Source organism: Leucobacter sp. BZR 635 (genome assembly GCF_048061935.2).
GTDB lineage: Bacteria > Actinomycetota > Actinomycetes > Actinomycetales > Microbacteriaceae > Leucobacter.
In genome coordinates, this window is record NZ_JBLUNZ020000031.1 from 16050 (window position 1) to 39751 (window position 23702).

Genomic DNA, 23702 nt, shown 5'->3' on the forward strand with positions numbered 1-23702 from the left:
CTGGGTGCGGTGCCGGGGGCGCGGCTGCCGGCGCTTGGACGCCGGGGCGCGGATGCGCCGCGGCTAGTTGGGGGCGTCAGCGAGGGCGCCTGCGACAACCTCGCGCATGCCGCCGCTGCGGCGGGGGATCTCGAGCGCGCTGAACGACTCGAGGAGCGCCTGCAGTGCAACGGAGTGGTTGATGCGGGCAAAGAACGGGTCGACAGCGTGCTGCTGGCCGACCGCCCCGGTCGAAATCACGACGTCGGCGAGCTCGGGGATGGGGGCTCGTGCATAGCTGCAGAGCGCGATGATGGCGGCTCCGCCGTGCTGCGCCGTGCGGACGGCGGCGAGCGTGTGGGTGTTTGCGCCGGAGTGGCTGAGGGCGAGGCAAACATCGCCGGGGCCTAGGGTGTGCGCGGTGAACTGCTGCGCGAGAATGTCGAGGGGAGCTTCAACAGGCCGGCCGCTCGTAGCGAAACGCATCGCCGCATCCTGCAGTGGTGGTGCCGAGAAGCCGTTGGCTGCAAACATCACCCGGCTGGCACCTGCGATCAGGCCCGCCGCCCGTTTCACGGCCTCCCTGTCCACCGCCCGTTCGCCGAGCTGGAGCGCCTCGCGCGCGCTCGCGAACACGTTGGCGACTCGGTCGCCCTGCTCGGGTTCGGTCGGGGCGTCTTGACGCGCAAGCTCGATGCGCAGGTGCTGGTAGCCGCGGAAGCCGAGGCGTTTGCACGCGCGAATGACCGTTGCCGGTGAGGTGCCTGCCGCCGTTGCGAGCTCCAAGGTAGACCAGTAGGGAATCTCCTCCGGTCGTTCCAAGATCACCCGAGCGACCGCCCCCTCCCCGTGGCCAAGGCCGGGGGCGTATGCCCGCACGAGCGCAAGCGCTGTGCTGCTTGCCCCAGTGGGCGAAGCATCCTGTCCCTGGGAGGTAGGCGCGGCCGTGGGAGACATACCTGCCACTGTATGTGGGTCGACGGCGCGGGAACGGCGTGGACGCTAACGCTTCGCCAGCTGTTCACCCGGTGGCCAGGTGCCGGGCTGATGCGTGGCGGCCACGCGCACCTGCCCCCGCATGCGCCCCTTTACAGCGAAACGCTCTGAGATTACCCTTAGGAAAACCATTGGGGTAACTAAGGGAAGCGATGGCGCTCACCTACGATCGAGTGAACGTGCGTGTCATCGCGGCTGAGGGGGCCGGACATGATGCGACACAAATTCTCCAAACTGCTACTCGGCATCGGGCTCGCCGGCGTACTCGTGGCGGCCCCAGCGGTGAATCCCGCGAGTGCGGCAGGCCCCGGGCCCGCGCCCGACTCCGGGCCGGTAATCGGCGGCACGCGCGTTGAGCTCCCGGCGCTTCCGGAGGAGGCCTACGTCGCTGCAACCACGGGCTATCAGCATTCCGTTGCTCTGGGCACGAGCGGAACGGCGTACGCGTGGGGTCTGAACGCGAACGGCCGACTGGGGAACGGTACGACCGCCGGCGAAACGTCTCCCGTGCCGGTCAGCATGCCGGAGGGCGTGAAGTTCGCCAAGATCGACGCTGGGTCACGCCACTCGCTTGCGATAGCGGCCGACGGCAGCGCATGGTCATGGGGTGCAGGGTTTAACGGGCAGCTCGGCACCGGCAGCAGAGAGGACAGCCCCATCCCCCAGCGAGTGTCGGCACCCGACGGGACGACGTTTGCAGCGGTGTCGGCGGGGTCCGTGGTTTCCCTGGGGCTTGCCAGCGACGGAACGCTGTACTCTTGGGGATCCAACGCGGACGGCCAACTCGGCGTCGGAATTCCCAATGAGGATCTCCACGGCAGCTTGGCCCCGATGAAGGTGGCAGCACCTGCGGGCGCAACATTCACGCAGATCTCGGCGGGGTTCTCGCACTCGCTGGCCCTCAGCTCTGACGGGAAAGTCTACGCCTGGGGCGGGAACGGGTATGGGCAGCTTGGCCTCGGCGACACTGCTCACCGAGACGCACCGACCCCGGTGGGCGTCCCTGACGACGTGAGGTTTGCTGAGGTCTCGGCGGGGCTGCTGCACTCGTTGGCGGTGACTGACGACGGGCGCATGTTCAGCTGGGGGAGCAATGCCGACGGCCAGCTCGGGCTGCTCACGCAGCCACTGCAGGAGCTCTCGCCAGTGGTGGCCGACGGAGCAACTGCGGCAGTCTCGACGCAGGTGCGGGCGAGCAACACCTTCTCGCTTGCGTTTTCCCCAGGCGGGGGAGCCTACGCGTGGGGGACCAACGCAGACGGGCTCGAAGGATCACCGGGCGTGACCAATTCGCCCGCCGCGCTCCCTGTGCTGCTCCCAGACGGAGTGCTGCCGCTTGACGTGCGCACCGATCAGGGGTTCTCACTCGTGCTCGGCGACGACGAAAACGTGTACTCCTGGGGGCGGAACGCCGACGGACAGCTCGGAGCCGGGAGCACTGAGGCGAGCCCGACACTGCAGCCAGTTCCGCGCCCGGTTGTTGAGGTCGCTCAGGTGACCTTCGGCGGCCTCCCGGGAAGCGCGCTGGAAACCGCGGGAGACGGCACGCTCTCAGTGCTCACCCCGGCGCACGCGGCAGGACCAGTCGACGTCGCCGTCGAGTGGAGCATTGCGGGCATTCCCCAGCCCCCGATCGTCTACGCGCAGGGCTTCACTTATGTTCCGGAAGCAACCGCGCCGACGATCTCCGATCCCGCCCCGCAGAGCGTCGTGGCCGGTGCGACGGCAACATTCTCGGTGACCGCAACGGGCACGCCCACGCCCGCGGTGGTCTGGGAGGTTTCGCACGACGGTGGGAAGACCTGGGAAGCCGCTACGGCATCTGCTGGCATGACACCGGGCACCGACGGGCTCACGCTCAGCGTCGCCACGACCGCGGATCACGACGGGCTCCTCTTCCGCGCGACCGCGACGAATGAGGCAGGAACAGTGGTGTCGGGCACCGCGCTGCTGAGTGTCACCGAACCCGCTGGCCCAGACCCGGATCCGGGCGAGGGCGAGAAGCCCGGCCCGGGCGCGGGCGGCGGCGGGACCGGGCCGGGGGCCCCAGGGCTCGCGGCGTCGGGATCGCCAGCTGGGGGTTCTGTGCTGGGATTCGGCGCTGTGCTCCTCGGGCTCGGCGCGATGCTTGCGGCGTGGGGTGCCTTCGCCGCGCGGGCGGCGAAGCGGCGGGGCTGATCCCCCGGATCGACGGGATCACGAGCGGTGGCAACTGCGGTTGCCGCCGCACGTGGTTGTGCGGGGCTGCCTGGTTCGCGGGGCCGCCCCTCCCATCCTCACCTCCCCGATGTATTCAGACCGACCCTTGCGAGCCCCGAAATGGGGTCGGAATGGATTACACGGGGGTGTGGGGTGTGGGGTGCGGGATGTGGGGGTTTGGAGGCTCGGGGGTGGGGGATTCGCGTGGGGCAGCATCGTGGCCGATCGATCGGGTGCGCACCCTCGACGCCGCAGAGCCCATGTGAATTCGCAACTGCGCTAGACATTTGAGTTAGTGACCGCTAACCTTTCGGTACGGCCGGGCGGCGCGAGCCTCCCGGGAACGCACCGAAAGGGGAGCGTCGATGGAGACCCTCACAAGCCAGGCGAGGCCAGCGAGCGCGGAGTATCGCGCGAACGAGGCCGCGCACCTCGCCGCCGTCGCCGACATGCGTACGCGCCTCGCCGAGATTTCGCTCGGTGGCAGCGAAGCGTCGCGCGAGCGCCACGTGGGCCGCGGCAAGCTGCTGCCGCGCGAGCGCGTCGAGCGCCTCGTGGATCGCGGCAGCCCGCTGCTCGAGGTCGGCGCGTTCGCGGCCGACGGAGTCTACGACGACGACATTCCCGCTGCGGGTCTCATCACGGCCGTGGGCGAGATCCACGGCCGCAAGGTCATGATTATCGCGAACGATGCGACGGTGAAGGGCGGCACCTACATGCCGCTCACCGTGAAAAAGCACCTCCGCGCACAGGAGATCGCGGCCGAGAACGAGCTGCCGTGCGTGAGTCTCGTGGACTCGGGCGGCGCGTTCCTCCCGCTGCAGGACGACGTCTTCCCCGACCGCGAGCACTTCGGCCGGATCTTCTACAACCAGGCACGCATGTCGGCCCGCGGCATCGCGCAGATCGCCGCGGTGATGGGGTCGAGCACCGCCGGCGGCGCGTACGTCCCGGCGATGAGCGACGAGGTCGTCATCGTGCGCGAGCAGGGCACGATCTTCCTGGGCGGCCCGCCGCTCGTGAAGGCCGCGACCGGTGAGGTCGTGAGCGCCGAGGAGCTCGGCGGCGGCGTCACGCACACCCGCGACTCCGGCGTCGCCGACCACCTCGCGGAGAACGACGAGCACGCGCTCGAGATCGTGCGCGACATCATCGCGCAGCTCCCCGCGCCCGGTCCCCGCGCCTGGGAGGTCGAGGCCTCGGAGGATCCCGCGGTCGACCCGAGCCAGCTCTACGGCGTTGTCCCGCCCGAGCCGCAGCAGCCGTACGATGCGCGCGAAATCATCTCCCGCATCGTCGACGGCAGCCGATTCCACGAGTTTAAGCGTGACTTCGGTTCGACGCTCGTGACGGGCTTCGCGCGGATCGAGGGGCACCCGGTCGGGATCATCGCGAATAACGGCGTGCTGTTTGCCGAGTCCGCGCAGAAGGGTGCGCACTTCGTGCAGCTGTGCGACACCCGCAAGATCCCCCTCGTGTTCCTGCAAAACCTCTCGGGGTTCATGGTGGGCCGCGAGTACGAGCGCGGCGGCATCGCCAAGCACGGAGCAAAGATGGTGACGGCGGTCGCGTGTGCGCGGGTGCCGAAGCTCACCGTCATCGTCGGCGGATCCTTCGGCGCGGGCAACTACGCGATGAGCGGCCGCGCGTATTCCCCGCGGTTCCTCTGGATGTGGCCGACGTCGAAGATCGGCGTGATGGGCGGGCCACAGGCGGCGTCCGTGCTTGCGACCGTGAAGCGCGATCAGATCGAGGCGAAGGGCGGCACGTGGAGCGCCGAGGAGGAGGCCGAGTTCTCGCGGCCCACGCTCGAGCGCTTCGCCACGCAGAGTGATGCGCGGTACGCGAGTGCGCGGCTGTGGGACGACGGGATCATCGATCCGCTCGTCACCCGCGGGGTGCTCGGCCTCGCGCTCGACACTGTTTCGCGGGCGCCGCTCGCGGAGACCGGCTATGGAATCTTTCGGATGTGATGGCAATGTTCTCTTCAGTACTTATTGCAAACCGCGGCGAGATCGCCTGCAGGATTATCAAGACGCTGCGCGAGCTAGGCGTCCGCTCGGTCGCGGTCTTCAGCGCCGCCGACGCGGACGCGCCGCACGTCAGGCTCGCTGACACGGCCGTCGCGCTCGACGGCACCGAACCCGGGTCTGCCGGCGGCTACCTCAGCGTGCGGCAGATCATCGCCGCAGCGCAGGCGACCGGTGCCGAGGCGATCCACCCCGGCTACGGCTTCCTCTCCGAGCAGCCAGCGCTCGCGCTTGCCTGCGCCGCAGCGGGCATCGTGTTCGTCGGGCCCAGCGTCGAGGCCCTCGAGGTCATGGGTGACAAGATCCGCGCCCGCGAGCGGGTGTCGGTGCGCGGCGTGCCGGTCGTGCCCGGTGTCTCGGAACCCGGGCTCGATAACGACGAGCTCGTCGCCCGATCCGCGAGGCTCACGTTCCCCGTGCTCGTGAAGCCGGCCGCGGGCGGCGGCGGCAAGGGAATGCACGCGGTCGACCGCGCGGAGGATCTGCCCGCAGCCCTCGAAACCGCCAGGCGAGAGGCGAAGGCGTCGTTCGGCGACGACACGCTGTTTCTCGAGCGGCTCATCGCCAGGCCCCGCCACATCGAGGTGCAGGTCGTCGCCGACAGCCACGGCACCGTGATCCACCTCGGCGAGCGCGAGTGCTCGCTGCAGCGGCGGCACCAGAAGGTCATCGAGGAGGCCCCGGCGCCGAACCTCACCGACGAGCTGCGTGCCAGGCTCGCTGACGCCGCGGTCGAGACGGCGCGCAGCGTCGACTACCTGGGCGTCGGCACGGTCGAGTTCATCGTCTCTGCCGACGACCCCGAAGAGTTCGCGTTCATGGAGATGAACACCAGGCTCCAGGTTGAGCACCCCGTCACCGAGGAAGTCACGGGTGTGGATCTCGTCGCCGCCCAGCTGCGCATCGCAGCGGGCGAACCGCTCGGTCTCACACAGGACGACGTGCAGATCACCGGCCACTCGATCGAGGCGCGCATTTATGCGGAGGATCCGCGAGCCGGCTTCCTCCCCACCGGCGGCGTCCTCGAATCGGTCTCGTTGCCCTCGGGCACGGGGATCCGCGTCGACGCCGCGCTCACCGAGGGCGCGCGCATCAGCTCGGACTACGATCCGATGCTCGCGAAGGTCATCACCTGGGCGAGCGACCGCGCCGGAGCGATCCGGCTCTTGCAGGGCGCGCTCGCGGAAACCGTGACGCTCGGCGTCGACACGAATGTTGAGTTTCTTCGGCTGCTGCTCGACGACCCCGACGTGCGTGCGGGGCTGCTCGACACTGCCCTCATCGAGCGCGTCGCCGGGGAACTCGCGTTCCGCGATGCCGATGATGACGCCTTCGCGGCGGCCGCCCTCGTGCTGCATGCGCGCGAGGTCGCAGGCCGCGCGCCCGGAGCCGCGGGCCTCGGCTGGCGCGTCGGCGAGCACGCTGCGGCGCGCTTCCGGCTCCGTGTCGCGGGGGCAGCCGATACGACGCGCACCGTGTTCGTCGCGGGCGCGCCCGGTGCCGCGCGGGTGCGGATCGAGGACGGCGAGTGGCGCGCGGGGAGCGTTCGGCTCGACGGTGCTCGTGCTGCGGGCGTTGGATCCGCTGCCGCCGGATCCGGTGCCGCGGGATCCGCTGCCGGTGGGCCGGGATCCGCCGCCGGCACCGCCCAGGTGCACCTCGACGGCCGGAGCGCGCGCGTGCACTTCGCGTTCGATCCGCGGGCTGTGAGCGCGCGGCCCGGCAGCATCGACGGGGCGCTGCGCCTCGCAAGCGACGGCGCCGCATGGCGCTTCGAAGACGTCGTGCTTGAGCGGGTCGCGCGGAGCGACGCCGCTGCACCCGAGCTGCTGTCGCCGATGCCCGGTGCGGTCGTTGCGATCCACGCGGAGGACGGCGCGATCGTTGCCGCGGGCCAGCCCGTGCTCAGCGTCGAAGCGATGAAGATGGAACACGTGCTGCGCGCGCCCGTGGACGGCACTCTCGTACTGCGCGTCGCGGCCGGCCAACAGGTGGGCGCGAACGAGGTGCTCGCAGAGGTGTTGCCGGTGGCGGAGGCTGAGGGCGGTGCCGGAGCTAGCGCCGGCGCGAACTCCGGTGCGGGCTCCGAGGAACGGGAACTACAATCGGCCGAAACGGCCAAGGAAGGTGCGGGACGATGAGCGGACGCAGATTCGAGCAGCGCGGGCGGTACTTCGAGGAGTTCGAAGAGGGTGATGTGTTCGTTCACGCCCCGGCTCGCACGGTGACCGAGGCTGACAACGTGTTGTTCACGACGATGACGATGAACCCGCAGTCGCTCCACCTCGACGCCGAGTGGGCCGCCGATACCGAGTTCGGCGAGCGGCTCGTGAACAGCATGTTCACGCTGTCAACGATGGTCGGCCTGTCAGTCGCTCAGCTCACACAGGGCACCATCGTCGCGAACCTCGGGATGACCGATATCCGCTTCCCCTCCCCGATGCGCGCGGGCGACACCATGACCGCCGAGACGCTCATCGTCGGCAAGCGCCTCTCACAGTCGCGCCCCGGCCAGGGCGTTGTCGAGTTCGAGCACACCGCGCGCGACCAGCACGGCAACGTCGTCGCGATCGCGCGCCGCTCGACCCTCATGCTCTGCCGCCCTGACGGGGCGTCCGGGCTCGGGGGGCCGGAGGATCCAGAACCCGCAGCAGGCGGTGCCGCATGATCGCCGGGCCCGCCCTGCTGTTCTGCCCGGGCGACCGCCCCGACCGCTACAGCAAGGCGGCCGAGCGCGCGGACACCGTGATCATTGACCTCGAAGACGCTGTCGCGCCGGCGGATAAGCCCGCCGCGCGTGCGGCGCTCATCGCGACCCCGCTCGACCCCGAGCGAGTCATCGTGCGGGTGAACCCGAGCGGCTCCGAGTTCCACGCCGCCGACTTGGAGGCGCTCGCGCAGACCGCGTACCGCACGGTCATGCTGCCGAAGGCCGAAACCCCCGGCGATCTCGACGGCCTCGACGGGTACGACGTGATCGCGCTGTGTGAGACGCCCGTCGGTGTCCGCGACGTCGACGCGCTTGCCGCCGAGCCGCGCGTGACCGCCCTCACCTGGGGTGCGGAAGACCTCGTGGCCGCGATCGGTGGCTTCAGCAGTCGCACCGCCGACGGCCGCTTCGGCGAGCTCGCGCAGTATGCCCGGTCGCGGGTGCTGCTCGCCGCTGCCGCGGCAGGCAAGCCCGCCTACGACACCGTGCACACCAACCTCGCTGACGACGACGGCCTCCGTGAGGAGGCGACCGAAGCGGCAGGCTCGGGGTTTCGCGGGGCGATGTGCTTGCACCCGCGACAGGTGCCGATCCTCCGCGAGGCCTATCTGCCCGGTGCAGCGGCGATCGCGTGGGCCACGGGCGTGCTCGACACCGCAAGCGCGGCCACCAGCGGGGTGTTTGCCTACAATGGGCAGATGATCGACGAACCGCTGCTGCGCCAGGCCCGCCGCATTGCCGAGGCCGCCGGGGCCGCGGGGGCGGCGGACTGACCGATGACCGGCCAGCCGTACTCCGGGCAACCACGCACCCCCGTGGTGCCGCGGCGCTCGGCGTCGCTGCTGTTGGTGCGCGACGATCCACTGCGGGTGCTCATGCTGCGTCGCGGCAGCTCGCGTGGCGCCTTCCCCTCTGCCCTCGTGTTTCCTGGTGGGGTGCTTGAGCAAGCGGATTGGGAGTGGCCCGGGACTGAAAACCTCGTCCCCGCAACCGAGGAAGCCGCGCTGAAGGTGACAGCGGTTCGCGAAACATGGGAAGAGGTCGGCGTGCTCCTCGCCCGCGACCGGGGCGGCCGACTCCTCCCGGAAAGCGCTGTTCCCACCCCCGCTGCGGCCGGCGAGGCGGGTCTCGCCGGGGTGCTTGCGCGGGCGGGTGCGCAGCTCGCCGCCGAAGAGATTGTGCCGTTTGGGCGGTGGATCACGCCAGAGGGCGGGCGGCGCCGCTTCGACACTGATTTCTTTGTAGCACGCGCCCCGGAGGAGCAGGAGCCCACTGCCGATGGCGTGGAGGCGGTGGCGATTCGCTGGGTTCGGCCCGACGAGGTCGCGGAGCTTACGAGCGAGATGCTGCTGCTCCCCACGCTCATGAACCTCAAACGGCTGGGCGAACACGGAACCGTGGACGAGGTGCTCGCCGCGGCCCCGAGTTTTCCCCGGGTCCCGGTGCAGCCGACCATTGGCTTCGCTGACGATGGCGCGCCCGTGGTGCGGATCCCCGCCGAGGCGGGCTACGGTCTCACCGAGTTCCGCCCAAAGGACGCGGGCCACCACGAACTCGAGGGTTAGCGGCGGCCTCCGCTCGGCCTCCGCTCGGCTTTCGCTCGGCCCGCGCCCGGCTTTCGCTCGGCCCGCGGCGCCCCTTGCGCCCGCCCTGCCGCCCTTGCGCTCGTCCTCACTGCCCCTATTTTTCTATTCCGAGCCCTGCGCCGCCCGCATAAGGCTCACCTAGGAAAAATAGGGTCGGAATGGATGCGCGGGCAGCAGCCTGGACACCCGCGCCGCAGTGACCCGCGCCGCAGCTACTTCGCCGCGAGCAGGTTGCTGAGCGCCATCTCGGCGAGGATGCTGCGCACTCGCGTGGGCGAGGCGAGCGAGCCGCTGTACGGGGTCGAGTTCAGCAGGCCGAAGACCGCGTGGAGTCGCACGGTGAGATCAGCGCGGCTGGCGTCGGGCATGAGTCGCTCGGCAACCTCAACCCAGCCATTGACGTAGCGGCGCTGCAGGCTGCGGACCTGATGGCGAGGCTCGTCGGGGAGATTCCCCAGCTCTCGTTCCTGCGCCAGGATCACGTTGCGTTCGTTCGTGGCGAAGTCGAGGTGGAAGTCGACGAGGCGGTGGAGGGTCTCTTCATCGCCGAGTTCCTCATCGATGATTGCCTCGTACCCTGCGAGCAGCCGCTCGCTCGCACCAACGAGCAACTGGGTGAGAATATCCTCTTTGCTCGAGAAGTGCCGGTAGAGCGCTGGCCCGCTCACGCCAACCGCGGAGCCGAGGAGGTCGATCGAGACGCCGCTGAAGCCGCGTTCGGCGATCAGCGTCGCCGCGGCCTCGAGATACCGTTCGCGGCGCTGCGCCTTTGCAAGCTCCCTTGGCAATGCTGACATGTTGATCATCGTAGCCCAGCACACGCTTTTGCCGACAGTACGGGCGACTCCGGTTATTGAACGGTAACCGTTGGAGTGATCGTTCCCGATGCTACGCCACGACGAGCAGTTCGCCCACCTCGCAGTCGAGCGCCCGGCAGATCGCGGTGAGGGTCGAGAAGCGGATCGCGCGCGCACGGTCGTTCTTCAGGACCGACAGGTTCACGATGCTCACCCCGACGCGCTCGCTGAGTTCGGTGAGCGTCATGCCGCGCTCGGCGAGAAGCTCGTCGAGCCGGCAGCGGATCGCGTGCCCCTCCTCGGGTTCCGCCGGGCTCATACGAGCCCCTCGGTCTCCCGCTGGATGCGCGCGCCAACGGAGTAGGCGGTCGCGATGATGCCGAAGACAAAGATCGCGACGAAGAAGTAGACGGGGTTCGCGGAGACGCCGAAGCTGAAGTAGTCGCCCTCAGAGAGGTCGAGGAGCGCCTCTGTTGTTCCCATTTGGCCGAGGATCGGCGGGAGCATCACGCCGAAGATTGCCGCGAAGCCGGTGGTCACGATGAGGGCGGTGCTACTGCGCCCGAAGAAGACGCCGCGCAGCGCCCGCTTTCCGAGGATGAGGAGGCACACGATCACCGTCGTGATGGCGACGAAGCGCGTTGCCTGCTCGGCGATGAGGAATCCGGTTGCCGGTGCCACGAGCGCGGGCAGGTCGACGGTTGCTGCGGTCACCACCGCGGAGACGTCGCTGCCGCCCGGGCCGAGCGGGAGCTTGGCGGGGAGTTCGAAGAATGTCGGGCTGACTGTGTGCGGGCCGGGACCCAGCGTGCGCACCGTGCTCGTTACGAAGTCGATCGCGCTTGCGATGATGATGGCCGCGCCGAGCAGCATGAGGATCACGAGGGCGACGCGGTCGGCCTTGGCCGGGCGGTAGTTGGAGGGGGCGCTCATGCGTGTGGGTCCTTGTGGGGTGATGGGGCAGGTGAGTTGGGCCGGGCTGGAGAGGTGTTGGATTACACGAGCCCCTCGGTTTCGCGCTGCATCCTTGCGCCAATGGCGTAGGCGATGGTCACGATGCCGAAGGCGAAGAATCCCAGGAAGTAGGGCATCATGTCCCCGCTGCTGCCATACACGGCTGGCTTGCCGACCGAGAGCCTGCTGATGATCTCGTTCGAGGCCAGCTGCCCGAGGAAGTGGCTGATGCCATAGCCGAAGGCGGCTGCAATGCCAGCCACAGTGAGTAGAACGGTGTTCCTGCGCTGGAATATCGCGCCACGAAGCGTGTTTCTTGCGAGCAGGATCAAGCAGATGATGATGGTCGCAATGGCGAGGAATGTCAGGATCTCTTTGGCGAGGAGCAAACCAGCCTCAGCTCCCGCCAGCTGAGCCACGGTCAGGGTGCCAGCAGTGATCTCAGCTGCGACGGCATCGCCCGAACCGAGCGGCACTGCAGCCTCGAGGTTTCGCGGCGTGATGGGTGCTCGGTGCGGCCCCGGGCCCGTGATGCTGACAATGCGCATTACGAGACCTACTGCCCGCTCGACTCCGATGAGCGCGCCGATGGCCATGAGGGCCCCGAGGGCGAAGCGGTCCGCGGTCGCCGGAGCATATGGCGTAGCAGTGCTGCTGTTCTCTGTGGTGGACATGCCTTCGTCCCTTCGGGTGTGTTATCGATTATCGTTGTTATCGCTTATCGATAAACTAATGTCGGATCGCAAGGGATGTCAAGTCCGGCATTTGGGGGTGAGAGGTGGCGGGGTGGTGCCCGATCCCGCGCGTCACGCCTCTGGCGAACACGGCCCCAAGTAGCCCCCGCTGCGCGTAGCCTGGATGCATCGGCGGATCCACACTCCGTGCGAACCGTCAAGGAGGGTATAGATGTTTGAGAGATTCACTGACCGCGCTCGTCGCGTGATCGTGCTCGCCCAGGAAGAGGCGAAGCTGCTCAACCACAACTACATTGGTACTGAGCACATCCTGCTCGGCCTCATTCACGAGGGCGAGGGTGTCGCGGCGAAAGCTCTTGAGCAGCTCGACATCTCACTCGACGCTGTGCGCGCACAGGTCACCGAAATTATCGGGACCGGTCAGCAGCCTCCGTCGGGCCACATTCCGTTCACGCCGCGTGCGAAGAAAATGCTTGAGCTGAGCCTGCGCGAGTCGCTGCAGCTCGGGCACAACTACATCGGCACCGAGCACATCCTCCTCGGCCTCATCCGTGAGGGCGAGGGCGTTGCCGCTCAGGTGCTCGTGAAGCTTGGCGCCGACCTCAACCGCGTGCGCCAGGCCGTGATCCAGCTCCTCTCCGGCTACCAGGCCGGCAAGGAGAGCGCGACCGTCGGCGCCCCCGAGGCAGGCGAAGCGCCCAAGGGATCGCAGGTGCTCGACCAGTTCGGTCGCAACCTCACCCAGGCCGCCCGCGAGGGCAAGCTCGATCCCGTCATCGGGCGCGAGAAAGAGGTCGAGCGGGTCATGCAGATCCTCTCGCGCCGCTCGAAGAACAACCCCGTGCTCATCGGCGAACCCGGCGTCGGCAAGACCGCCGTCGTCGAGGGGCTCGCGCAGGCAATCATCAAGGGCGAGGTGCCCGAGACGCTGAAGGACAAGCAGGTCTACGTGCTTGACCTCTCGTCGATGATCGCCGGCAGCCGCTACCGCGGTGACTTCGAGGAGCGCCTGAAGAAGGTCACCAAGGAGATCCGCAACCGCGGCGACATCATCATCTTCATCGACGAGATCCACACACTCGTCGGCGCAGGTGCTGCCGAGGGCGCGATCGACGCCGCGAACATCCTCAAGCCGATGCTCTCGCGCGGCGAGCTGCAGACCATCGGTGCGACCACGCTCGACGAGTTCCGCAAGCACTTCGAGAAGGACGCGGCGCTTGAGCGTCGCTTCCAGTCGATCATGGTCAACGAGCCGTCGCTGCCGCACTCGATCAACATCCTCAAGGGCCTCCGCGACCGCTACGAGGCACACCACAAGGTGTCGATCACTGACGGCGCGATCGTCGCCGCCGTGAACCTCGCGGATCGCTATGTGCAGGATCGCTTCCTCCCGGACAAGGCCATCGACCTGATCGACGAGGCCGGCGCACGCCTGCGGCTGTCGATCCTCTCGAGCCCGCCCGAGCTGCGCGAATTCGACGAGAAGATCGCCGTTGTCCGCGCCGACAAGGAGCAGGCAATCGAGGCGCAGGACTTCGAGAAGGCCGCGAACAAGCGCGACGAGGAGAAGAAGCTCATCGCCGAACGCCTCCGCCTTGAAAAGCAATGGCGCGCAGGCGACGTCGCGACGAACGCCGAGGTTGATGAGGGACTCATCGCCGAGGTGCTCGCGCAGGCGACCGGAATCCCCGTCTTCAAGCTCACCGAGGAAGAGACCAGCCGTCTCCGCTTCATGGAAGATGCCCTGCACCAGCGGGTCATCGGCCAGAACGAGGCGATCTCGGCGCTCGCGAAGACGATCCGCCGCCAGCGTGCTGGCCTGAAGGATCCGAAGCGCCCCTCGGGCTCGTTCATCTTCGCCGGCCCCACGGGCGTCGGCAAGACCGAGCTCGCGAAGGCCCTCGCGGAGTTCCTGTTCGACGACGAAGACGCGCTCATCTCGCTCGACATGTCGGAGTACGGCGAGAAGCACACCGTGTCCCGCCTGTTCGGTGCCCCTCCCGGGTTCGTCGGCTTCGAAGAGGGCGGTCAGCTCACCGAGAAGGTGCGCCGCAAGCCGTTCTCCGTCGTGCTCTTCGACGAGATCGAGAAGGCGCACCCCGACATCTTCAACTCGCTGTTGCAGGTGCTCGAGGAGGGTCGTCTCACCGACGGCCAGGGCCGCGTTGTTGACTTCAAGAACACCGTCATCATCATGACCACGAACCTCGGTTCCTCGGCAATTGCCGGCGGCCCGGTCGGGTTCCAGCTCGAGGGCGACTCGCAGGTCGGCTACGAGACGATGAAGGGCAAGGTCAACGAGGAGCTGAAGAAGCACTTCAAGCCCGAGTTCCTGAACCGTGTCGATGACACCATCGTGTTCCCGCAGCTCTCGAAGCCCGAGCTGCTGCAGATCGTCGATCTCTTCGTGAAGCAGCTCAAGGATCGTCTCCTTGACCGCGACATGTACATCGAGGTCTCGCAGTCGGCGCGCGAGCGTCTCTCCGAGATCGGGTACGACCCAACGCTCGGTGCGCGTCCGCTGCGCCGTGCGATCCAGCGCGAGATCGAGGACAGGCTCTCCGAGCAGATCCTCGGTGCGGAGCTGCTCGCAGGCGACACCGTGATGGTGGATCTCGAAGAGGGCAAGTTCACCTTCGAGACGAAGCGCGACACTGAGAAGTCGCACGGCGAGGCCTCGGCCGCCGCCGCTGCAGCTGCCGCCTCGACCGGGATCACCCCGGGCCAGGGCGAGTAGCGCTCAGCAACACCAGCTTTACCCTTCACTCACAGGGGCCCGGCATTGCGCCGGGCCCCTGTGGCGTTTGCGGGAGGTGTCGGAGCGCCCCAGGCTCGGCGCGGTCGGGCCCTTCGTGCTTGCGGGTGTGTGCCCGGTGTCTCTGGCTCCCTCCGCATCCTCTCTGCCCCGATTAATTCAGACCGACCCTTGCGAGGGGCGAAAACGGGTCGGAATGGATTAATCGGGGGTGTCGCGATCTGGGTGCGGCGGGAACCGGGGTGTTGTGGGAGGGAAAGGCTGCCGCGGGCGTCACGGGCATTTGCTGATTGCTCAGGTGTGCGCCCACGAATGCGAAGACCGTGTTATCGTTTATCAATCGATCGAATAACGATAGGAGTGGTCATGGGTGTACTGACGCGAGTAAGCACAAAAGTAGCGCTGACCCTGCTCTTTCTCTTCACGGTGTTCGCGACGGCCGTATTGCTTCCACTCACCCTCGGCGAGATCTCGGCGGCATTCCCAGAGGTGTCCTACCTCGTCACGCCCGGCTTTGTTGGAGCTGCGCTGATCGCGCTCTGCGGTCTCGCGATGATCGTGATCACGTGGGTGCTCACCTCGATGACACGCGACGACCGAATTTTCACCCCGCGAGCACTTCGCCTGGTCACAGCTCTTACCGTCCTACCGTTTGCGATCGTCGTGCTCCTCGCGGTCGCGATGAGTGTGCTGACCGCGCTCGAGCTCACCCCGCTCGGCGTGATGGCCGCGATGCTCGGGGCGCTCACAATCGCGCTCGTTGTTAGCCTCGTGCTCGTCACTATGCGTGCGCTCCTCGTCCGCGCAGCGACGCTGCACGCGGAGCTCTTGGAGGTCGTCTGATGGCGATCAGAGTGAACATCGACAAGCAGCTCGCCGAGCGCGGCCTGACCGTCGCAGAGTTTGCGGCGGCCGTCGGCATCACCCCAGCGAACGTTGCTGTGCTTAAGAACGGCCGTGCCCGCGCGATCCGTTTCACCACGCTCGATGCGATATGCCGCGTGCTCGACTGCCAGCCCGCGGACGTGCTGTCGTATGTGCCGGACGCGGGCAGACCGACGGACTCCGGCGGAGCCGCTGCCGGGGGTTAATTGGCCGGAGCCGCCGCCGGGGGTTAGTCGGTCGGTGCCGCCGCCGGGGGTTAGTCGGTCGGTGCCGCAGCTGCGGCCTGCGCTGCCGAGTTCACCGAGACTCTCTCAAACGTGAGCAGCCGATCCTTGACCGCCTCTCCGAAGAGATACCCGCCGAGCCCTCCGTTGGCGCGGACGATGCGGTGACACGGAACGATGAGCGCGATGAGGTTGTTCGCGCAGCCCGAGGCCGCTGCGCGAACAGCCGCAGGCCTGCCAGCCAGCGCAGCGAGCTCGGAGTAAGTGACCGTCTGGCCCGCGGGCACGCGCCTCAGCGCCCGCCAGACCTCGCCCCGAAACGGGGTCTCGCGCTGGGACACGTCGAGCCCGTCGAGCGCTCCGGTGTTCCCGACGGCGTATGCGCGAAGCGCCGCGGGGATAGCCCCTGCCGCGGTTGCCTCGGTCGCAAGACCACGCGCGGCGAGCGCGGGATCGCTCGCGCTGAGCCGCTTCCAGAGCGCGTCGGAGCACCGGGATCCGTCGACGGCTCGAGCTGCGCTGGCGTCCGTGCCAGCGCCGTGTACTGCCTTCCGGAACCCTGCGGCCCGCACCACCCCGTCCTCTGGCGACCACACGGTGAGGAACGGCCGGCCGACGATATCGACGGTGAAGTGTGCGAGCTGCCGTGTCATGGTGTCTCCTTAGAGCCAGTGGACGCGAGGAAGTCCGTCCAGAGAAACTGCGTCGCGTAGCCGCGGTACGGGCGCCAGGCCTCGGCGATCTGCTCCGCCTCCCGAGCACTCTCGACTCCGAGCGCCCTGCGCAGCACGAGGTCGCCCGAAGGAAACGCATCAGGGTCGCCGAGTGCACGCATCGCAATCATCTCGACGGTCCAGGGCCCGATCCCACGCAGCGCGAGCAGCTCGGCTCGCGCGGAGTCGCGATCGGCACCCGGGCCGAGGTCGAGACCGGCCGCGAGGGACTCGGCGAGCAGCCGGAGCGTCGCGGCCCGGGCACCGGTGATGCGGAGCGTCGCCTGCAGCGAATCGACGGCTTCGGCGCTGATGCGCTCGGCCGAGACTCTGCCCGAGAAGCGGGGGAGAAAGGATCCATGCTCGGCACCGGCGACCCCGGCCGACGTCGCGGGCGCACCGGGCGCACCGGGCTCGGCGAACGCCGCGACGAGCCTGCCCTGGAGCGTTCGAGCGGCGGCGAGTGAGACCTGCTGCCCGAGCACCGTCGCGAGGGCAAACTCGTGTGGGTCGCGAGCGCCGGGAAGCCTGAGCCCCGGGCGGGCGGCAACGAGCGGTGCGAGGATCGGGTCCCCGGCAAACGCGGCCGCGACCTGCCCGGGATCCGCGTCGAGGTCGAGCATACGGCGCACGAGTTGGATCGCCGGCATAGCATCAGCGAGACTCGGCAGTGTGAGCACTACTGGAATGCCCACCGAGGTGCCGGTCTGCGACGCAACGACGGGTATCTCGCGCCACGCGATTGCGACGCTCCCGGTTCCGCCGGGAACGTCGAGCGCGTGCTCGGTCGCGCCGCTTGCGCCGTGGACCACGTCGCGGCCCGGAATCGCGTGTGCGACGAGGAACGCCCGTGTCGCGATCGCGTCGAACGGTGCCCGTGTCTGGAGCCTGAGCGAGAGCCGGGGGAGCTCCGCAGAGGAGGGCACATCGCTCCCGCCTGCCCCGGCGGCTGCGCCTGCCCCGGCGGCTGCGCCTGCCACGGCGCCTGCGCCCGCGCGCACCCTCCTGCGTGCGATCTCGGAGGGCGCGAGCCCGAACTCATCCCGCATCGTGTCACCGAACTGTCTGACGCTCCCGAAGCCGGCCGCGAAGGCGACGTCTGTCAGGGAGAGCGTTGTCTGCTCGAAGAGGGCCCGCGCCGCGTGCGCTCGGCGTGTGCGTGCGAGCTGTAGCGGCGTCGCGCCGACCTCGTCCTGCAGAATGCGGCGCAGGTGCCGTTCGCTCACCGCGAGTTCTGTTGCGAGCCCTGCGACGCCAACGGTATCCACGGCACCGTCGCGGATCCGCCGCACCGCGCGGGCCACGAGGTCGCCGCGGTGATCCCAATCACGGCTTCCGGGAAGCGCGTCCGGTCGGCAGCGCTTGCACGCGCGGAAGCCCGCGGCGACGCACGCCGCGGCGCTCGGGAAGAACCGGCAGTTCTCGGGCCGCGGCTTTCGCGCCGGGCACGACGGCTTGCAGTAGATGCCCGTGCTGGTGACGCCGAGGTAGATACGGCCGTCCCATCGCGTGTCTCGGCCCGATGCGGCACGGTAGCACGCATCGAAGCTGAGGGGGAGCTGGGGCGAAGGGGAGAGCACGGCACAATTCTCCCTCGCCTCACCGGCCGCCGCACGCGGAAATCGGACGTCGTGGTGGGCGGATCCTCCGCGCGGGCGCTGCGCTGCGCCCCCACTAGACTTTGATCATGAGTTCGAGCGAGTCCAGCGCTATCAACGTCCGCCCCGCGACCACGCACGACGTCGTGAAAATCGTGGAACTCATGGAGCCCCTTGTCGCCAGGCGAATCCTGCTCGGCAAAGACATGGTCGAGCTCTACGGCGCTGTTCCCGGATTCATGGTGGCCGAGGACGCAGAGGGGCACGTCATCGGGTACGGTGCCCTCCACGTGATGTGGGAGCACCTCGGCGAGGTACGCACGCTTGGCGTATCCGAGGCGTACCTGGGCCGCGGCGTGGGCCGTGCGGTGCTTTGCGCACTCGAGGAGCGGGCGCGTGGCCTCGGCCTGCAGCAGCTGTTCTGCCTGACCTTTGAAACCGAGTTCTTCGGGCGTAACGGCTTTGAGGAGGTCGGCGAGAACACCGAGCTCGTCGCCGCCGAGGTCTACGCCGAGTTGCTGCGCTCGCACGATGAGGGCATCGCCGAGTTCCTGGATCTTGCCCGAGTGAAGCCAAATACCCTCGGCAACACCCGCATGTTGAAGCGGCTGTAGCGAAACCACGGGGTACGCTGTGGCCATGACCAGGCGTCCTCCTCAAGACCCGTCGGATGAGCACGGGACCCGGTCAGCGCTGCGCGATCCCGTCGGGCCGCAAAACCGCAGCGTGTACGTGCGCCGCCGCCTGATCGTGTTGCTCGGGTTGCTCGCGGTCGTCGCCGCGATCGTGCTGATGATTGTGCGGCCCGGTTCGAACAGTGGATCGGACCCCGCGACGAACGTCGACGTCCCGGCTGATGTCTCTGAGAAGCCAAACGGCGATGCCGCGAAGGATCCTGAGAAAGCCGGCGACCCTGTCGCCTGCGCGGTCGGGGCGCTCGAGGTGCTGGCCGTGACCGACCAGGGAACGTACGGCGACGGTGAGTTTCCGCAGCTCTCGCTGTCGGTGAAGAACACCGGCAAGGAGTCGTGCATCGCAGACCTTGGAACTGCGGGCATGAGCTTCACGGTGTCGAGCGGAACCGACGACGTGTGGCGTTCCACCGACTGCCAGGTGGATCCCGAGAGCCTCCCCGTTGTGCTGAAGGCCGGCGAGGTGCTCGAGAGCGAGCCCGTCGCATGGGATCGCACGCGCTCAAGCACCGAAACCTGCGAGATCGAGCGGGATCCGGTTGTCGCTGGCGGTGCCTCGTACCACCTCACGGTGACAGCGGGCGGCGGCGAAAGCGCAGAGACCGCCCAGTTCTTGCTGTACTGACCTGCGCTAGTCCTCGGGATCTTCCGATGCTGGGCGTAGACTCTGCCTATGACCGAGCTGCCCCAAACCCCAGAACCCACCTCCGCGAATGCTGAGCAGCCGCAGTACGCGCCTCCCGTTCAGCAGTGGCAGCAGCCGGTGCCGCCAGCGGGCTACCCGGAGCAGCCCGGCTACGCACCGCAGCCCGGCTACCACATGACGCAGGCGTTGCCCCCGATGAACGTCTTCGCCATCATCGGGTTTGTCGCGGTGTTCTTCTCCGGACTCGTCGGGGTCATCCTCGGCCACATCGCGCTCAGCCAGATCAAGCGCACCGGCGAGCGCGGCCGCGGCCTCGCACTCTCCGCCACCATCATCGGCTATGTGCGTCTCGCGGGCGAGATTCTCGGCGCGTTCTTGCTTCTGGCGATGTTTGGCGTGTTCGGGTACGCCGCGGCAAGCGGCTCGACAATGAGCTAGCCACAACTCGGTGAGCGAGCTAGCGCCCGCCGCGCTCGCTACAGCCCAGCGACCGCGCGCCCGGCGGCCCGCCCTGAGAACAGGCAGCCGCCGAGGAACGTCCCCTCGAGGGCGTTGTAGCCGTGCACCCCGCCGCCGCCGAAGCCCGCGACCTCGCCAACGGCGTACAGCCCCGGGACCGGGGTGCCGGTCGCATCAAGCGCGCGCGAGGAAAGATCGGTCTGCACCCCGCCGAGCGTCTTCCGCGTGAGCACGTGCAGTTTGATGCCGACGAGCGGGCCCGCGGAACGGTCGAGGAGCTTGTGCGGTTTCGTCGTGCGCGTGAGCTTGTCGCCGAGGTAGCGGCGCGAGTTGTGCACGCTCATCGCCTGGGCGTCTTTCGAGAAACTGTTCGAGAACTCGGCGTCGCGGGCGCGCACAACCTCCGCGACCGCCGCCGCGTCGAGCAGCGGCTCGTCGGTGAGCGCGTTCATCTTCTCCACGAGTTCCGCGACCGTGTCGGCGGTGACGAAGTCCGCGCCGCGGTCGATGAACGCCTGCACGGGACCCGGCGCGCCCCTGCCGAGCCGAGTCTTGACGAGGAGTTTCTTGTCGCGGTTCGTGAGGTCCGGGTTCTGCTCAGATCCCGACAGCGCGAACTCCTTGGCCGCCATGCGGCTCGTGACGATGAACCATGAGTGGTCGTGCTCCGCGAGATCCGGGAGCGTGCGCAGCAGTTGGAGCGTGCCCAGCGTGTCATGCCCGGGGAGGCCTGGGGCGGGGAGCCTGCGACCGAGCGCGTCGAGCCAGAGCGGGGACGGGCCGGGCAGGATCCGGATCGCGTGGCTCGGCCACACGGGGGCCCAATTTTTGATGCCCTCCGTGTAGTGCCACATACGATCCTGATTGACGAGGCGCGCACCCGCGTCAGCGGTGATATCAATCATGCGGCCGTCGACGTAGGCGGGCACTCCCGTGACCATCTCGCGGGGTGCGGTGCCGAGCCGCTCAGGCCAGTGCTTGCGCACGAGGTCGTGGTTGCCACCGATGCCGCCGCTGGCGACAATCACTGACGGCGCGCGCAGCTCGAAGTCGCCGGTCTCGCTGCGGCTCGATGAGGCACCGCGAACACCGGTGTCGGGCGCGAGCAGCGCGCCGCGCACCCCGACGACCGTGCCGTTCTCGGTGATGAGCTCGTCGACGCGGTGCCGGTGCTTGAGCTGGGTAAGGCCAGCAGCGACCGCCTCGTGTGCTGCCGCGATGAACGGCCCGACGACGCCGGTTCCCGTGCCCCACGGCACGTGAAAGCGGGGAACCGAGTTCCCGTGGCCTGTCGCAGTGAGATCGCCCCGCTCAGCCCACCCGACCATGGGGGTGAGGTCGATCCCGAGCTGCCTGATCCACTCTCGCTTGCCGCCCGCAGCCCACTCGACGTAGGCGCGGCCCCAGCGAGCGGCCCAGCCGTCTTCGGGAGTCTCGCCGTAGAACCTGTCCCACTGGGCGCTGCCCTGCCAGTCTTGCCAGGCGAGCTCGAACGAATCCTTGACGCCGAGCCTGCGCTGCTCCGGTGAGTTCACGAGGAAGAGCCCGCCGAACGACCACCAGGCTTGACCGCCGAGATCCTGCGGGCCCTCCTGATCGACGATGATCGTGCGCAGCCCCGCAACATAGGCCTCGCGAGCGGCGACCAGCCCGGAGAGACCTGCCCCTACAACAATGACATCAGCGTCCATGCCGCCATGCTACGCGCCGATGCTGCCCTCGGCGAATCTATCGACCCGCTCCTGCCCGGTGAGGGCCTGGATCTCGGTCATCATGCGCTCGGTCGCCTCGCGGCGGGCGCGGCCGGCGGGAAGCTCACCCAGATCGTCGAGACCAAACGGAGCGCCGAAGTGGATCCGCACCCGCTCGCGCTTGCCGGTGCGCGGGTCGCGAACATCGCGATTCGTGCCAAGGATCCCGACCGGCACCACCGTGGCTCCCGTCTCGAGCGCGAGCCAGGCCGCGCCGCCCTTCCCACGGTACAGCTTGCCGTCGCGCGACCTGCTGCCCTCGGGAAACACCGTAAAGACACTGCCGTCGAGGAGCACCTCGCGGCCCGCCGACAGCGCTTCCTGCGCTGCAGAGGAGGACCCGCGGTTCACGGGCACCGCACCGATTCCGTTGAAGAACCAGCGGCCGATAACACCGGAGAAGAGCGAGGACTTCGCAAGAAACTGCACCTTGCGCGGCGTGAACGACGGGATGAGTACGGTGTCGAGCATCGAAAAATGATTGCTCACGATGAGCACGGCGCCACGCTCCGGAAAATCCTCGCGCCCCGTGATGACCGGCCGGTACAGCAGCCACAGGAGGGGCTTAAGGATCGCCCTCCCCACGAAGAACACGGGGCCCGGGCGTGCGGGAGAAGGCGCAGAAGTCACCACAAGAGCTTATGGCACCCGTCGCGCCCTCGCTGCCGGGGGCGGCTTGCCCGCGCCGCGGGCGGATACCGCGCGGGCGGCCATCGTGCGGGCGGATACCGCGCGGACAGATACCGCGCAGACAAATACCGCGCGGGCGGTTATCGCGCGAGTGGCGGGTGTGGGTACTCTGGCTCGCGCTGCTGGAAGTCGAGGATCGCAGGGTTTTGGATCACGCCGTCACGAACCTCCACCGCGTGCGCGATGGTCGCGTCCGCCTCCCACGCCGCCGGGCCGCCCATCACTGCAGCGAGAAACGGCAGGAGCGCTGCACTGTTCTCCCAACTCGCGGAGTTCCAGAGGTACGACGGGCTGTGATCCACCGCGTAATAGGTGACGCCGTGCGCGAGCTCGATCGTCGGGTGCGCGAATGAGGTCGGGGTCGCCCAGCTGAATCCCATGCCCTCGTCACACGAGACGTCGACGATGAGGCTGCCCTGCCTGAACCGGTCGAGATCGCCGTCGCTGAGATAGATCACCGGCGCGCTCGGATCTTGCAGCGTGCAGTTCACCACAATGTCGCTCCTGCCCAGAAAGCTCGCGAGATCGACCCGGCCGCCCGCTCCCGAATGCTCCTCGACAAATGGGCCATCGTCAGAGTCGAAGTGCAGCATTTCTGCCGCGTGAATCGGCGAGGCAACCGCGGCGAGGTCGCGGCTCGTGAGCACGCGAATATCGGTCACGCCGCAGGCGGTGAGTGCGGTCACCGCACCGCGCGCGGTCGCCCCGAACCCGATCACTGTGGCGCTGAGTCGCCGGCCGTAGCTCCCGGTGACACCCTTGAGCTGCAGCGCGTGCAGCACGGAACTGTATCCGGCGAGTTCGTTATTGGTGTGAAACACGTGCAGCCCCGCCGCGCCGTCCGCCGCTCGATGATGCATCTCCTCGAACGCGATGAGGGTGAGCCGCCGCTCGACCGCGATCTGGGTGAGCTCGGCGTCTTGCACGCAGTGCGGCCAGCCCCAGAGCGTCTGGCCGGGCCGCATGGCCCGCAGATCCGCAAGCTGTGGCTTCGGGATCACCACGATGTCGGCGGCGCGGATCGCCGCAGCCCGGTCACGGACCGCGCCGAACTGCGCGGCGAGCTCTGCGTCCGAAACCGCGAAGCGCTCCCCGTAGCGCCCCTCGATGGTGATGCGCTCCCTGAGCTCGGCAGGGATGCGCTCAAAATGGTCAGGGTGGATGGGCACGCGGAACTCGTCGGGCTTTAGCGATGTGCCGATGAGTGCGAGTGTCTGTTCGGGAGGATGGGCGATTTGCGCGTTCATTGCGTCCGTTCGCGGGAATGCCAAGATGGCTCCCTACTCAGCACCCACGGTAACGCCCCAACTTGTGGCCCTTTCAGACTCGCTCAGCGCGTGCGC

22 protein-coding genes are annotated in these 23702 nt (G+C 68.3%); 12 read left to right on the forward strand and 10 right to left on the reverse strand.

Going from position 1 to position 23702, the window contains the following annotated elements:
- Positions 1–63 precede the first annotated feature (63 nt).
- On the reverse strand, positions 64–936 hold the full coding sequence (locus ACI1US_RS06155; protein ID WP_461639041.1) for a MurR/RpiR family transcriptional regulator: 873 nt from the start codon (positions 934–936) through the stop codon (positions 64–66).
- 249 nt (positions 937–1185) lie between these two features.
- On the opposite strand from ACI1US_RS06155, the gene ACI1US_RS06160 reads away from it, so the two are divergent.
- The 6 genes from ACI1US_RS06160 (at position 1186) to ACI1US_RS06185 (ending at position 9479) form a co-directional block, all read left to right on the forward strand.
- On the forward strand, positions 1186–3153 hold the full coding sequence (locus tag ACI1US_RS06160) for an RCC1 domain-containing protein (RefSeq protein ID WP_461639043.1): 1968 nt from the start codon (positions 1186–1188) through the stop codon (positions 3151–3153).
- A 386-nt stretch (positions 3154–3539) separates the two neighbouring features.
- Positions 3540–5147, forward strand: coding sequence for a carboxyl transferase domain-containing protein (locus ACI1US_RS06165; RefSeq protein WP_416549844.1), 1608 nt, complete (start codon positions 3540–3542; stop codon positions 5145–5147).
- Positions 5147–7345 carry an acetyl/propionyl/methylcrotonyl-CoA carboxylase subunit alpha gene (locus tag ACI1US_RS06170; protein WP_416549843.1) on the forward strand — a complete coding sequence of 733 codons (2199 nt, stop codon included), beginning with the start codon at positions 5147–5149 and terminating at the stop codon, positions 7343–7345. Before ACI1US_RS06165 ends, ACI1US_RS06170 begins: the two co-directional genes overlap by 1 nt.
- Positions 7342–7872 (forward strand): MaoC family dehydratase, encoded by a 531-nt coding sequence (locus tag ACI1US_RS06175; RefSeq protein WP_416549842.1) that lies wholly within the window; start codon positions 7342–7344, stop codon positions 7870–7872. Before ACI1US_RS06170 ends, ACI1US_RS06175 begins: the two co-directional genes overlap by 4 nt.
- Positions 7869–8687, forward strand: a complete 819-nt coding sequence (locus ACI1US_RS06180; RefSeq protein ID WP_416549841.1) for an HpcH/HpaI aldolase/citrate lyase family protein — start codon at positions 7869–7871, stop codon at positions 8685–8687. The genes ACI1US_RS06175 and ACI1US_RS06180 overlap by 4 nt, the downstream gene beginning before the upstream one ends.
- A 3-nt stretch (positions 8688–8690) precedes the next feature.
- Positions 8691–9479: an NUDIX hydrolase gene (locus ACI1US_RS06185; RefSeq protein ID WP_461639047.1), complete on the forward strand. Its 789-nt coding sequence runs from the start codon at positions 8691–8693 to the stop codon at positions 9477–9479.
- Positions 9480–9712: 233 nt separating this feature from the next.
- Here the strand turns inward: ACI1US_RS06185 and ACI1US_RS06190 are convergent, their stop codons facing one another.
- From ACI1US_RS06190 to ACI1US_RS06205, 4 genes are all read right to left on the reverse strand, one after another.
- Positions 9713–10297: a TetR/AcrR family transcriptional regulator gene (locus ACI1US_RS06190; RefSeq protein WP_461639049.1), complete on the reverse strand. Its 585-nt coding sequence runs from the start codon at positions 10295–10297 to the stop codon at positions 9713–9715.
- A 91-nt stretch (positions 10298–10388) separates the two neighbouring features.
- Complete coding sequence (locus tag ACI1US_RS06195; protein WP_461639051.1) at positions 10389–10616, reverse strand: helix-turn-helix domain-containing protein; 228 nt, start codon at positions 10614–10616, stop codon at positions 10389–10391.
- Positions 10613–11230, reverse strand: coding sequence for a hypothetical protein (locus tag ACI1US_RS06200; RefSeq protein WP_461639053.1), 618 nt, complete (start codon positions 11228–11230; stop codon positions 10613–10615). The genes ACI1US_RS06195 and ACI1US_RS06200 overlap by 4 nt, the downstream gene beginning before the upstream one ends.
- A gap of 62 nt (positions 11231–11292) precedes the next feature.
- Positions 11293–11925 (reverse strand): hypothetical protein, encoded by a 633-nt coding sequence (locus ACI1US_RS06205; protein WP_461639055.1) that lies wholly within the window; start codon positions 11923–11925, stop codon positions 11293–11295.
- A gap of 232 nt (positions 11926–12157) precedes the next feature.
- Between ACI1US_RS06205 and ACI1US_RS06210 the strand changes: the two genes are divergently transcribed.
- From ACI1US_RS06210 to ACI1US_RS06220, 3 genes are all read left to right on the forward strand, one after another.
- Positions 12158–14683 carry an ATP-dependent Clp protease ATP-binding subunit gene (locus tag ACI1US_RS06210; RefSeq protein WP_416549840.1) on the forward strand — a complete coding sequence of 842 codons (2526 nt, stop codon included), beginning with the start codon at positions 12158–12160 and terminating at the stop codon, positions 14681–14683.
- 384 nt (positions 14684–15067) lie between these two features.
- On the forward strand, positions 15068–15544 hold the full coding sequence (locus ACI1US_RS06215; protein ID WP_461639057.1) for a DUF2975 domain-containing protein: 477 nt from the start codon (positions 15068–15070) through the stop codon (positions 15542–15544).
- Positions 15544–15792: a helix-turn-helix domain-containing protein gene (locus ACI1US_RS06220; protein WP_461639059.1), complete on the forward strand. Its 249-nt coding sequence runs from the start codon at positions 15544–15546 to the stop codon at positions 15790–15792. The genes ACI1US_RS06215 and ACI1US_RS06220 overlap by 1 nt, the downstream gene beginning before the upstream one ends.
- A gap of 50 nt (positions 15793–15842) precedes the next feature.
- On the opposite strand, the gene ACI1US_RS06225 is transcribed toward ACI1US_RS06220, so the two are convergent.
- Both ACI1US_RS06225 and ACI1US_RS06230 read right to left on the reverse strand, forming a co-directional pair.
- Complete coding sequence (locus tag ACI1US_RS06225) at positions 15843–16463, reverse strand: methylated-DNA--[protein]-cysteine S-methyltransferase (protein WP_461639061.1); 621 nt, start codon at positions 16461–16463, stop codon at positions 15843–15845.
- Positions 16460–18103 (reverse strand): DNA-3-methyladenine glycosylase 2 family protein, encoded by a 1644-nt coding sequence (locus ACI1US_RS06230; protein WP_461639063.1) that lies wholly within the window; start codon positions 18101–18103, stop codon positions 16460–16462. Before ACI1US_RS06230 ends, ACI1US_RS06225 begins: the two co-directional genes overlap by 4 nt.
- Positions 18104–18210: 107 nt before the next feature.
- Here ACI1US_RS06230 and ACI1US_RS06235 point away from each other — a divergent pair, with 107 nt between their 5' ends.
- Genes ACI1US_RS06235 through ACI1US_RS06245 form a run of 3 tightly spaced genes read left to right on the forward strand, consistent with a single transcriptional unit; the run spans position 18211 to position 19897 of the window.
- Complete coding sequence (locus ACI1US_RS06235; protein WP_461639065.1) at positions 18211–18735, forward strand: amino-acid N-acetyltransferase; 525 nt, start codon at positions 18211–18213, stop codon at positions 18733–18735.
- A gap of 25 nt (positions 18736–18760) precedes the next feature.
- The gene (locus ACI1US_RS06240) at positions 18761–19438 is read left to right on the forward strand and encodes a hypothetical protein (RefSeq protein ID WP_461639067.1); all 678 of its coding nucleotides are present in this window, start codon (positions 18761–18763) and stop codon (positions 19436–19438) included.
- 48 nt (positions 19439–19486) lie between these two features.
- Complete coding sequence (locus tag ACI1US_RS06245) at positions 19487–19897, forward strand: DUF4190 domain-containing protein (RefSeq protein WP_461639069.1); 411 nt, start codon at positions 19487–19489, stop codon at positions 19895–19897.
- 38 nt (positions 19898–19935) lie between these two features.
- Here ACI1US_RS06245 and ACI1US_RS06250 read toward each other — a convergent pair whose 3' ends face one another.
- The 3 genes from ACI1US_RS06250 to ACI1US_RS06260 form a co-directional block, all read right to left on the reverse strand.
- On the reverse strand, positions 19936–21609 hold the full coding sequence (locus tag ACI1US_RS06250) for an FAD-binding dehydrogenase (RefSeq protein ID WP_461639070.1): 1674 nt from the start codon (positions 21607–21609) through the stop codon (positions 19936–19938).
- Between the two features lie 9 nt (positions 21610–21618).
- Positions 21619–22299 carry a lysophospholipid acyltransferase family protein gene (locus ACI1US_RS06255; RefSeq protein ID WP_461639072.1) on the reverse strand — a complete coding sequence of 227 codons (681 nt, stop codon included), beginning with the start codon at positions 22297–22299 and terminating at the stop codon, positions 21619–21621.
- 140 nt (positions 22300–22439) lie between these two features.
- Positions 22440–23606, reverse strand: a complete 1167-nt coding sequence (locus ACI1US_RS06260) for a Rossmann-fold NAD(P)-binding domain-containing protein (protein WP_461639134.1) — start codon at positions 23604–23606, stop codon at positions 22440–22442.
- Positions 23607–23702: the final 96 nt, after the last annotated feature.

Coding starts and splice junctions, on each gene's coding strand:
- ACI1US_RS06220 (WP_461639059.1), top strand. CDS start 15,544: ATGGCGATCAGAGTGAACATCGACAAGCAGCTCGCCGAGCGCGGCCTG.
- ACI1US_RS06225 (WP_461639061.1), bottom strand. CDS start 16,463: ATGACACGGCAGCTCGCACACTTCACCGTCGATATCGTCGGCCGGCCG.
- ACI1US_RS06155 (WP_461639041.1), bottom strand. CDS start 936: ATGTCTCCCACGGCCGCGCCTACCTCCCAGGGACAGGATGCTTCGCCC.
- ACI1US_RS06190 (WP_461639049.1), bottom strand. CDS start 10,297: ATGTCAGCATTGCCAAGGGAGCTTGCAAAGGCGCAGCGCCGCGAACGG.
- ACI1US_RS06200 (WP_461639053.1), bottom strand. CDS start 11,230: ATGAGCGCCCCCTCCAACTACCGCCCGGCCAAGGCCGACCGCGTCGCC.
- ACI1US_RS06240 (WP_461639067.1), top strand. CDS start 18,761: ATGACCAGGCGTCCTCCTCAAGACCCGTCGGATGAGCACGGGACCCGG.
- ACI1US_RS06170 (WP_416549843.1), top strand. CDS start 5,147: ATGGCAATGTTCTCTTCAGTACTTATTGCAAACCGCGGCGAGATCGCC.
- ACI1US_RS06180 (WP_416549841.1), top strand. CDS start 7,869: ATGATCGCCGGGCCCGCCCTGCTGTTCTGCCCGGGCGACCGCCCCGAC.
- ACI1US_RS06215 (WP_461639057.1), top strand. CDS start 15,068: ATGGGTGTACTGACGCGAGTAAGCACAAAAGTAGCGCTGACCCTGCTC.
- ACI1US_RS06175 (WP_416549842.1), top strand. CDS start 7,342: ATGAGCGGACGCAGATTCGAGCAGCGCGGGCGGTACTTCGAGGAGTTC.
- ACI1US_RS06260 (WP_461639134.1), bottom strand. CDS start 23,606: ATGAACGCGCAAATCGCCCATCCTCCCGAACAGACACTCGCACTCATC.
- ACI1US_RS06185 (WP_461639047.1), top strand. CDS start 8,691: ATGACCGGCCAGCCGTACTCCGGGCAACCACGCACCCCCGTGGTGCCG.
- ACI1US_RS06210 (WP_416549840.1), top strand. CDS start 12,158: ATGTTTGAGAGATTCACTGACCGCGCTCGTCGCGTGATCGTGCTCGCC.
- ACI1US_RS06195 (WP_461639051.1), bottom strand. CDS start 10,616: ATGAGCCCGGCGGAACCCGAGGAGGGGCACGCGATCCGCTGCCGGCTC.
- ACI1US_RS06205 (WP_461639055.1), bottom strand. CDS start 11,925: ATGTCCACCACAGAGAACAGCAGCACTGCTACGCCATATGCTCCGGCG.
- ACI1US_RS06165 (WP_416549844.1), top strand. CDS start 3,540: ATGGAGACCCTCACAAGCCAGGCGAGGCCAGCGAGCGCGGAGTATCGC.
- ACI1US_RS06235 (WP_461639065.1), top strand. CDS start 18,211: ATGAGTTCGAGCGAGTCCAGCGCTATCAACGTCCGCCCCGCGACCACG.
- ACI1US_RS06245 (WP_461639069.1), top strand. CDS start 19,487: ATGACCGAGCTGCCCCAAACCCCAGAACCCACCTCCGCGAATGCTGAG.
- ACI1US_RS06250 (WP_461639070.1), bottom strand. CDS start 21,609: ATGGACGCTGATGTCATTGTTGTAGGGGCAGGTCTCTCCGGGCTGGTC.
- ACI1US_RS06160 (WP_461639043.1), top strand. CDS start 1,186: ATGATGCGACACAAATTCTCCAAACTGCTACTCGGCATCGGGCTCGCC.